This is a genomic window from Nitrosomonas ureae, assembly GCF_900108305.1.
Lineage (GTDB): Bacteria > Pseudomonadota > Gammaproteobacteria > Burkholderiales > Nitrosomonadaceae > Nitrosomonas > Nitrosomonas ureae_B.
In genome coordinates this window covers 1-8,565 of the sequence record NZ_FNUX01000042.1, presented here as the reverse complement: position 1 = coordinate 8,565, position 8,565 = coordinate 1, and the positions used below count along the sequence as shown (strand labels likewise).

Genomic DNA, 8,565 nt, shown 5'->3' with positions numbered 1-8,565 from the left:
CCGCTTAAAAATTAAGCAGGATACGTGGATTACCTGGTCAAAATTCAGTTAGCACAAACAGCCTTTTCTGGTCAGTTTTGAGTTAGCGTCAACAAATATGCTTTAAATTCCGCTGCAGGAACTGCAATTGCTGCCTGATACCGGCACGGCGTTTTCTGCTGGATGGCCGTCTTAACTTGACCAGGCTGAGGTAGGCTTTTCTGGCAATCTCGCGATAAGTGCGCGGCTTCTTTTTCTGTGCCCGGTTACTTTTGGCATGCAGTTCATCAATGATACGCTCACTTAATTCACGCGCTTCGTTCAGCAGTCCAAGATCTGTCGGATAGCGTATGGCCTGTTCTGCAACGGTCGCATCCAGTATTAATTTGCCGTGATTGCGCGGCAGCTCATCGGCCAAAGATTGGTCTGCCTCCATTGCAGTACCCCCGTCATTGCTGCCCGTATCACCGCTATTTGACACATCATTGCCGTCGTTGTCATCATCACTTGCTTTGAATGACTTCTTTGTCCGTCGAGGTTCAACCGTTTCGATGATCGCCTCATGAAACTCATCAAATACTGTCTGACCCATGCGCTTGCGTATCTCAACCAGTAATGATGACGCAAAGGGTGCCTGCGCTTGAAAACCTTTCAGACCAATAAAATATTGCAGGTACGGATTTTCTCGAATCTGTTCAACAGTCTCTTCATCTGAGACCGATAATTTATGTTTAATAATCACCGCTCCAATCACAATTCCGGCATCTTTGGCTGGGCGGCCCAGATTTGAACATAACGTCTTATAGTAGCTCTCGGACAACTCATCCCACGGTATGCAATCTCTCAGTTTTACCCAGCGATTAGTGGGATCAAGTATCATGCCTGGCGGTGTATCAAATCCTTCGAGGGGCAGTTGCTTTTGACTGACATAACGAATCATAGTGCACGGCTTTTGGTGTTAATTCACATATTTGCGTGCACTATTTTACCAAAAAATATACCCTTACTCAATATAATCAGATATTTATACTTTATGAGTAAGCTCTAAGTAGTGTGGTTTTTAATGAGTAAATGCGCCGGACAGGTTAATTGTCGTCTAATAGTATGTCGATGAATACGATTTATGCAATAACAGAAAGAGGATTTTGAAAAGGAATATAGAGAAACTTGATATGCTGTAAATAGAAAAAACCCAAATCCTAAAAGGAAGTTTTAGTTTTTTCTCGTTATTTGACTCATAAATGCAACTTATTATTCACAGCATATACAAGCACTCCCAATACTTACTTATTAATGAGTACTTTTTTCCTTTTCATAAATTTAGTTGATAACCAGGAAAGTAGCAATACCATAATTAAATAGGGCATAGCAGTACGGAAAGCATCCATATAATTGACCATTTGTACTCTCAATGGATATTCATAGTGTAAAGGAGGAACACCTTCCCCTATGATACGCATTGTATAATCTCCTTCATTCAGATTGAATTCACCTTTAATCACTCCATCAGGATGGTTCTTTGAATTAAAAGAAATTAACGTCTTACTATCATCGTTTTCACTTCCTGTCACCAATTGAATAATAATAGGCATATTGCGTAACGCATCATCAACAAGATCTAATACCCAAAAAAATTCCCCAGCTTGAGGGATTTCTGTACAGTATTCTGCTTCTGGATCATATTGGGGTTGATAAGTACTTAAATGTACCATGCTGCCCCCCATATTACGTACACAGATATCTGATTCTAAGGAGACTCTGCCATGTGCAAAAACAGCATTTATATAAAATAATGAAAAAAATGTAATTACCAAACTCCATACTTGTATTATTGGCCTAGTCATTCCCCTCTCCCTAACATAAGGTTTTTTAATGCTTATCCCATACCTTATAAAAGATACAGGATAAGCATTTATACCAACATATTCTTCGATTAAGGAACAATCCGGCTATTAAGAATGTCTTTGCTTTGGTTGTTCCAGATGACGTCGGTCAGGTTGGAGTAACGGGTGATAATCTGTGCTGCAATACCACCTGAGAATAAACCTGCCCAGCCCAGAATCACAAAGCCCCAGTGCAATGGTGCGCTGAACAATTCTTCCATGAACCAGAATGCATGACCCCATTCGTTCAAACCTACGTTTGGCAGAATCATTAATGGGCCAGCAATCGCCATTACCAGCGGGAATGATGTGCCGCGGCTGTACAGTGGCAGACGCGTCATCGCATACAGGTATGAGGCTACGCCACATACGATGTACATTGGGAATGAACCATAAAACACTACCACGTGACTTGGTGTGAAGCTGGTGTCACGAATAATCACTTGGTGCCATGATGCGTCTTGTTCGGTGAAGAAGCTGCCACCCCAGTAAACGCCAAACAAATACACACCCAGCCACATCATCCAGTAGAAATAACGCTTGATCTCTAACTTAGGATCCAGATTGTCCAGTTGCTCTTTCGTGTCACGGGTTTTTAATATCCAGCCCCAGGTAACCAGCGCAAACAGCGGCATCAGCGTCATGTGTACACGCCACAGCCCCATCCACACTTTGTCAAATTCCGGTTCCATCGAGTCCATGCCATGTGAATAAGCAAATGTCCTTTGATACCAGATCCAAAATATCGCTACAGATAACATGGTTATTAGACCTATTTTGTAGTACTTCGAGTCGTACCACAGTGACATGTCGTAATCAGTACTTTTTTGTACGCCAGTTGTTGTTCCGTATGTTGTTGCCATTATAAACCTCCATACTTTTATTAATTAAATTAACATATATGAGAAAATACACTTAGAGAATCCTAATGGGAATATCCCATGCTAAATAGATGGTCTTTATCTTATTAAGTTCAGTATATATCAGCTCTGTTTATTAAAAAATGACTTTCTTTTATTTAAGTATTAAGTATTAAGGAAGAGGAGAAGGGAAATTGTCACATTTGTTAACTATGCTATGTGTATATTATGAAAAAACCAGAAATATTGTCCTTCGAGCAAGACAATTTCATTGAAACCCTTGTTGGCTTCCGGCTGCGCAAAGTGCTAGCGAATTAGGAAGGGATGGCTTACGTCCAGCGTCATCAATCGGAACTTAACGAGATCCGGAAAAGTATATGCGATAGCTTAGAAGCTGAAAGAGAAGGGGCAATATGTAGAGGGAGCGCTTGAGCAAGTTATTAGTGCCGTCTTTGACGAGGTGATAAAGGCTCATAAAGTGTGAAAACACACCGCCTTACCGCTCCAACTCAAGCTACTCTCCAAAATTATCAAATACACATTAAAGTCTTTGGTGAGAGTAGGCAGAGCGTTACCAATTGCAACTGCCAATCGGCTTTGTACCAACCAAATGTCTCGTGGCCGTGACTGTTCGTTCTTGTTAAAATAATTAAGCAACTAATAATTAAGTAGGCTCTAGACTAGCAGAGATTAATAATCTCTAATGAGTTGCCATAGTAACCATAGTAACCATAGTAACCATAGTAAGAATGCGTATGCCAGATTTCAATAATAGGTTGCTCATTCATTGAATGAATAATTATTGGAGCTCTGGTGCCGTAAGGGTTGCCAAGTTTCCTGATTCTCACTCTGATCGACCACCATCAGTGTCATTCCGCGGATCTGTCGGTTACTTGGCAACATCTGGCGGTGAGGTTTCACCTCGCCTTTGCCTGTGACCCAAGAAGGGCCTGATTGCTTATCTCATTACTGTCTTGTCCCGGCAATTGGTTTCGGTAAATCCCTTTTTAATAACATCATTCGAAAAAAGGGGGCTGAAAATGAGTAACAATCCTCAGTTTCTTTGGTAGTCTTAAACAGGAACGTGTTCAGTGGCGGCACTACCAAACCCGCCATGCAGCACAGCAAGATGTATTGCAATATATTTCTATGTTTTAGAACAGCCACCGACTGCACTCGTACCTGGGATATAAAAGCCCCAATCAATATAAAGCAGAGGTGACAAAAATGATAAGGCTCTAGACTAGCAGAGTTAATAATATCTGATGAGTTGCCATAGTTCATTTGCAAGTTCATGAGGTTGCTTTTTCCAACGCCATTCAGATTCTTTTAAATGCAGCTCAAAGTTAACTGACACGCCGTTAAACTTTGCAAGCCGCCGCTTGGTAAAGCTCCAAAACGATTCGATACCGTTAATATGGCAATGCCCATCCCGAGCAAATTCATTGTCACCATGCGATACACGAAAATGCTTGGAGTATCCTACATCTACCAAACCATTATAACCACGCCAGCCATCACTATAAATGATACTTTCAATTGATACTTTACCAAGTCACACCGCTTGTAAAGTCAAGCGCTTACAGTCCGGTACTATTTCGGTGTATACCCTGCCATCTCGCTCAAACACACCAAATACAGGTTGTTTTAATGTACCGCAACCGCGTTTGAGTTTGCCATGATAACCCCGATGCCGTTTAGCACCAAAATAGCTTTCATCAACCTCCACTCTACCTAACAACTTGTCTTTAAGGGCGGTCTGATGGCGATATATTACTTGTCTGAAAATGCCATACCAACGATTAATCGTGTTACGATTTTTACCTAATAGCAGAGCTGCTTTTCTAGCAGGAATATCAATGCAAAAGCATTGAATTATTTTTTTAATAAAATAATCACTTAATTTACTGTTTCTTAACATCTTACTAGACTACCAGATTGTATCTGCTAGTCTAGAGCCATGATAAAAATTGCTTAACTGGGATGTTCAGAATTTGTTGACCACGTCACGATATCGTTAATACGGCAATGCCCATCTAGAAAATGCTTGGAGTATCCTACATCTACTAAACCATTATAATCACGCCAGACATCACTATGAATGACACTTTCAATCGACACTTTACCAAGTCCATTGCTTGTAGCATCAATCGCTTATAGTCTGGTACTATTTCGATGTATTAATCTGGTACTATTTCTATGTATTAAAGTACAAAATGTTTCAGATCGATTGAAGGTATGCGAAAGCCAAAATTTGGTAGAGCGGTAGAGCTAGTATAAGAACTAGCTCTACCCTCAATGAGACGCCGGCTACGGTAAAGGAGCTGGTGTAACTACATGGTAAACTACTACATTTTTCGTAAAAGTGCACCTCAAGCATAACACAATTATGATAAATATCAAACTCACATGATTGTTGTTCTAGCCTGTTTTAAAGATCGACCATACCCCCACACTGCTACTCGGGGTATATCTGGTTCTGTTAACACCTTGTATTGATTACGTTGTCGTTTTTACCCACCTTGGTCGTGGCAATGCCCGACTCGTGCTTGCTTCCACGCCTTTGCTACTGATTACCCAGATGCTTCTTTTGCCCGTGTATCTATGGCTTTTCATGGGAGAGCAAGCCGCACAGGTAATGAGTAGCTGAGCCATTCCTGGAAGCTTTTCTTGTATTGATTGTGTTTCCTCTGGGGCTTGCCTTATCAACCGAGTTTTGGGCAAAGCGTCAGCGTAGCGGTGCAATCTGGCTTGAAGTCACGGCGTGGCTTCCGGTACCATTTATGGCGATTACATTACTTCTTGTCATAGCATCTCAAATTGGCAGAATAGAAGAGTACCTTCCAGTTGCGGGACAAGTCGTGCCAATTTATATTGCCTTCATGGCAGTCATGCCCTTTCTTGCTCGCTTGACGGCATATGCGTTTCGCCTGGACACACAGGCAGGAAGAGCGCTCGTTTTTAGCGCAGGAACGCGGAATTCATTGGTGGTTCTGCCTTTAGCGCTAGCTTTGCCGGACGGTTGGATTCTGGCATCTGTCGTAATCGTTACTCAAACGCTGGTGGAGTTGGTCGGTGAGTTGATTTACATACGCTTGGTGCCTTCGATTATCTTTCAAGAGTCTAAAAGTTTAGAAATCTCAAAAGCGCTTAGCAAAAAGAAGTAATCAGGATAAATAAGTTGTGCTTCTATGCGGGAAAGATTATGCAGTTACTAAAAATATTCGGAGAATTAGCTATTACCTCTTGCGGCAATAGCAATACACAAACTGCTGAACGGTGCCAAACGGAGTGCGATGTGCCTCTTTCTCATGTTCGACCAGCTGGAAAGTATCTCCAAATACCGCATGTAGGGCTTCAGGTTGGTATCGCATCACGGGTAGACCACTACATTTTTCTGGTCCATCTTCGGCAAAAGTGGCAACAATCACATGTCCACCTGGCCGAACCGAACTTAAGACACGCTCGACATAAGCATGGCGATCTGCCGGATCAGTCAAAAAATGGAACACTGCACGGTCATGCCAAATGTCGAATCGGTTCATGGGAAACTTTGCACGGGTAATATCGCCTTCTATCCAGTGAACAATATCCGCATGTTTCCCCAAACGCTGCCTTGCAACAGCAAGCGCAGTTGATGACAGATCAAATACTGTCAAATCAGTTTAGCCTTCTGCCACAAGGTCATCTACTAGTCTGGAAGTTCCCCCTCCCACATCAATAATGGCCGCATCTTTACCGAGTCTTGTATTATGGATTAGTCGCAGAGACTGGTCAGCGTGTTCCTGAAACCAACTAACTGAGTCAGATGCCTTAGTGGTATATACCTGTTCCCAATGCTGCTTATTATCCATGGGTAATTTCTCTAAAAGCTCAATACCTTATCTGAATCGTGAATCAGCGTATATAAATCCTGCATCGTGGATATCGGGCAGATTCCTAACTCTTCAGACTGGCGAAGTTTAAGACAGGTTCCACAAGCTAGAATTGCACCACCTATATCCAAAAAACTGTGAATCTGTCCGGTAATATCAAACTTGTCTCTATCAAGTAAATTCTACTTCCACACCTTTTTCCGAGCAAAAAGACTGAAACAATATCTACTTGCTTGCGGGAGAAAATTCCAAGCCGGAAGGCGTTCCAAAAACCAAAACTAAAAAAGGAAGAGAAGTTCTGGTTTTTGCTTAAAAATTGTGTTAATAGTTTACTTATTAATGGGCACTTTTTTCGATCTCATGAATTTAGCTGAGAACCAGGAAAGTACCAATATCGTAATTAAATAGGGGATTGCGGTACGAATGGCATCCATATAATTCACCATCTGTACTCTAAAGGAATATTCATAGTGTAGAGGGGGACTCCTTCGCCTATGATACGCATTCTATAATCTCCTTCCTTCAGACTGAATTCACCTTTAATCACTCCATCAGGATGGTTTTTTGAATTGAAAGAAATTAATGTCTTACTTTTGTCATTTACATTTCCTCTTAGCAATTGTATAGCAATCGGCATGTTACGTAGTTCATCATCCACAAGATCTACTACCCAAAACAATTCCCTTGCTTGAGGTATTTCTGTGCAGTATTCTGCATCTGGATCATATAGAAGTGGTCTCACAAATTCGGACAGTCGGATAAGTGTTAATCTTGCTCAATCTAAATCCGTGAAGTTCGCGGCAAAAAAGGAGCGAGTATATGAGAAGGACGAGAAGGAATCATGCAGCGGGATTCAAAGCCAAGGTGGCAATAGCTGCGATCAAGGGTGACAAGACACTTGCTGAGTTAACTGAACAATTTGATGTGCATCCGAATCAGATTTCGGAATGAAAGCAGCAATTACAGGAATCTGCAATCGATGTATTCGGGAGTAATTCAAGGGCAAAGGCTGCCGCGCCTGATCTCAAGATACTCTTACGCCAAGATTGACCAGCTGACGTTGGAGAATGATTTTTTGAGATGACGCACTCATCAAGGCGGGATTGTTGAGCGCAAAGCGATGATAGACCGAGCCCATAAACTATCGTTAGTGAGGCAATGCCAGCTATTGGATGTGGCACGTTCAACGGCATACTACCGACCGGGTTCCGCTATCAGCGGAGGAGCTTGCTCTGATGCGCCGAATAGACGAATTGCATCTGAACTATCCCTTTGCAGGCGCCAGAATGCTTTCCAAAATGCTCAAACGTGAAGGAAGTTTATTCGGTCGGCGTCGTGTATCCACGCTGATGAAGCGAATGGGAATCCACGCAATCTACCGCAAGCCCAATACCAGCAAGCGGTATCAGGCGCATCCAGTCTATCCGTATCTGTTGCGGAATTTGTCCATCACCCGCTCAAACCATGTCTGGGCAGCAGATATCACGTATATCCCAATGAAGCGCGGCTTCGTTTATCTGTTCGCCGTGATCGACTGGGCAAGCCGTCGAGTGCTGTCATGGCGATTGTCTAACACCTTGACTACCGACTTCTGCATTGAAGCTGTGCAAGAAGCCATAAACAAGCATGGCAAGCCGGATATCTTCAATACAGACCAAGGTTGCCAATTCACCAGCTTGGAATTCACCGGGCTGCTGAAGGATAACGGTATCCGGATCAGCATGGATGGCAAGAGTAGTTGGCGTGACAATGTGTTTGTCGAACGGCTTTGGAAGAGCGTCAAATACGAAGAGGTATATCTGCACGCCTACGACAGCGTATGTAGTGCAGAACAAAGCTTAGAAAAATATTTCATGTTCTACAACCAAATTAGGGTTCATCCGGCAAATGCGTACTTGGTAGTCAGAAAGGCATGTTGAAAGAAAGTGAATCAAAGGTTGAAATTATCTTTGATTTTCAATGATGAGG

General features: G+C 42.4%; 5 protein-coding genes and 5 pseudogenes. 4 read left to right on the top strand and 6 right to left on the bottom strand.

Annotated elements, in window-relative coordinates; translation table 11 throughout:
* Positions 1–88: 88 nt before the first annotated feature.
* From C4S39_RS14470 to C4S39_RS14460, 3 genes are all read right to left on the bottom strand, one after another.
* Positions 89–919 (bottom strand): transposase, encoded by an 831-nt coding sequence (locus tag C4S39_RS14470; RefSeq protein ID WP_258039464.1) that lies wholly within the window; start codon positions 917–919, stop codon positions 89–91.
* 343 nt (positions 920–1,262) lie between these two features.
* Complete coding sequence (locus C4S39_RS14465) at positions 1,263–1,823, bottom strand: hypothetical protein (protein WP_103967647.1); 561 nt, start codon at positions 1,821–1,823, stop codon at positions 1,263–1,265.
* Positions 1,824–1,912: 89 nt separating this feature from the next.
* Positions 1,913–2,725, bottom strand: a complete 813-nt coding sequence (locus C4S39_RS14460; protein WP_103967646.1) for a methane monooxygenase/ammonia monooxygenase subunit C — start codon at positions 2,723–2,725, stop codon at positions 1,913–1,915.
* Positions 2,726–3,778: 1,053 nt separating this feature from the next.
* Here C4S39_RS14460 and C4S39_RS14455 point away from each other — a divergent pair.
* Positions 3,779–3,964: pseudogene (locus C4S39_RS14455) on the top strand (IS3 family transposase); the annotation flags it as partial.
* Positions 3,965–3,974: 10 nt separating this feature from the next.
* Here C4S39_RS14455 and C4S39_RS14450 read toward each other — a convergent pair.
* A pseudogene (locus C4S39_RS14450) lies at positions 3,975–4,643 on the bottom strand (IS1595 family transposase).
* Positions 4,644–4,720: 77 nt separating this feature from the next.
* Positions 4,721–4,902, bottom strand: a pseudogene (locus C4S39_RS14445) (IS1595 family transposase); the annotation flags it as partial.
* Positions 4,903–5,159: 257 nt separating this feature from the next.
* On the opposite strand from C4S39_RS14445, the gene C4S39_RS16115 reads away from it, so the two are divergent.
* The gene (locus C4S39_RS16115) at positions 5,160–5,372 is read left to right on the top strand and encodes a hypothetical protein (protein WP_219817981.1); all 213 of its coding nucleotides are present in this window, start codon (positions 5,160–5,162) and stop codon (positions 5,370–5,372) included.
* 25 nt (positions 5,373–5,397) lie between these two features.
* A complete protein-coding gene (locus tag C4S39_RS15610; RefSeq protein WP_219817980.1) occupies positions 5,398–5,889 on the top strand; it encodes a hypothetical protein in 492 nt (163 codons plus the stop codon).
* 72 nt (positions 5,890–5,961) lie between these two features.
* On the opposite strand, the pseudogene C4S39_RS14435 reads toward C4S39_RS15610, so the two are convergent.
* A pseudogene (locus tag C4S39_RS14435) lies at positions 5,962–6,576 on the bottom strand (class I SAM-dependent methyltransferase).
* A gap of 840 nt (positions 6,577–7,416) precedes the next feature.
* On the opposite strand from C4S39_RS14435, the pseudogene C4S39_RS15945 reads away from it, so the two are divergent.
* Positions 7,417–8,516, top strand: a pseudogene (locus C4S39_RS15945) (IS3 family transposase).
* Positions 8,517–8,565 lie beyond the last annotated feature (49 nt).

Coding starts and splice junctions, on each gene's coding strand:
- C4S39_RS14470 (WP_258039464.1), bottom strand. CDS start 919: ATGATTCGTTATGTCAGTCAAAAGCAACTGCCCCTCGAAGGATTTGAT.
- C4S39_RS14460 (WP_103967646.1), bottom strand. CDS start 2,725: ATGGCAACAACATACGGAACAACAACTGGCGTACAAAAAAGTACTGAT.
- C4S39_RS14465 (WP_103967647.1), bottom strand. CDS start 1,823: ATGACTAGGCCAATAATACAAGTATGGAGTTTGGTAATTACATTTTTT.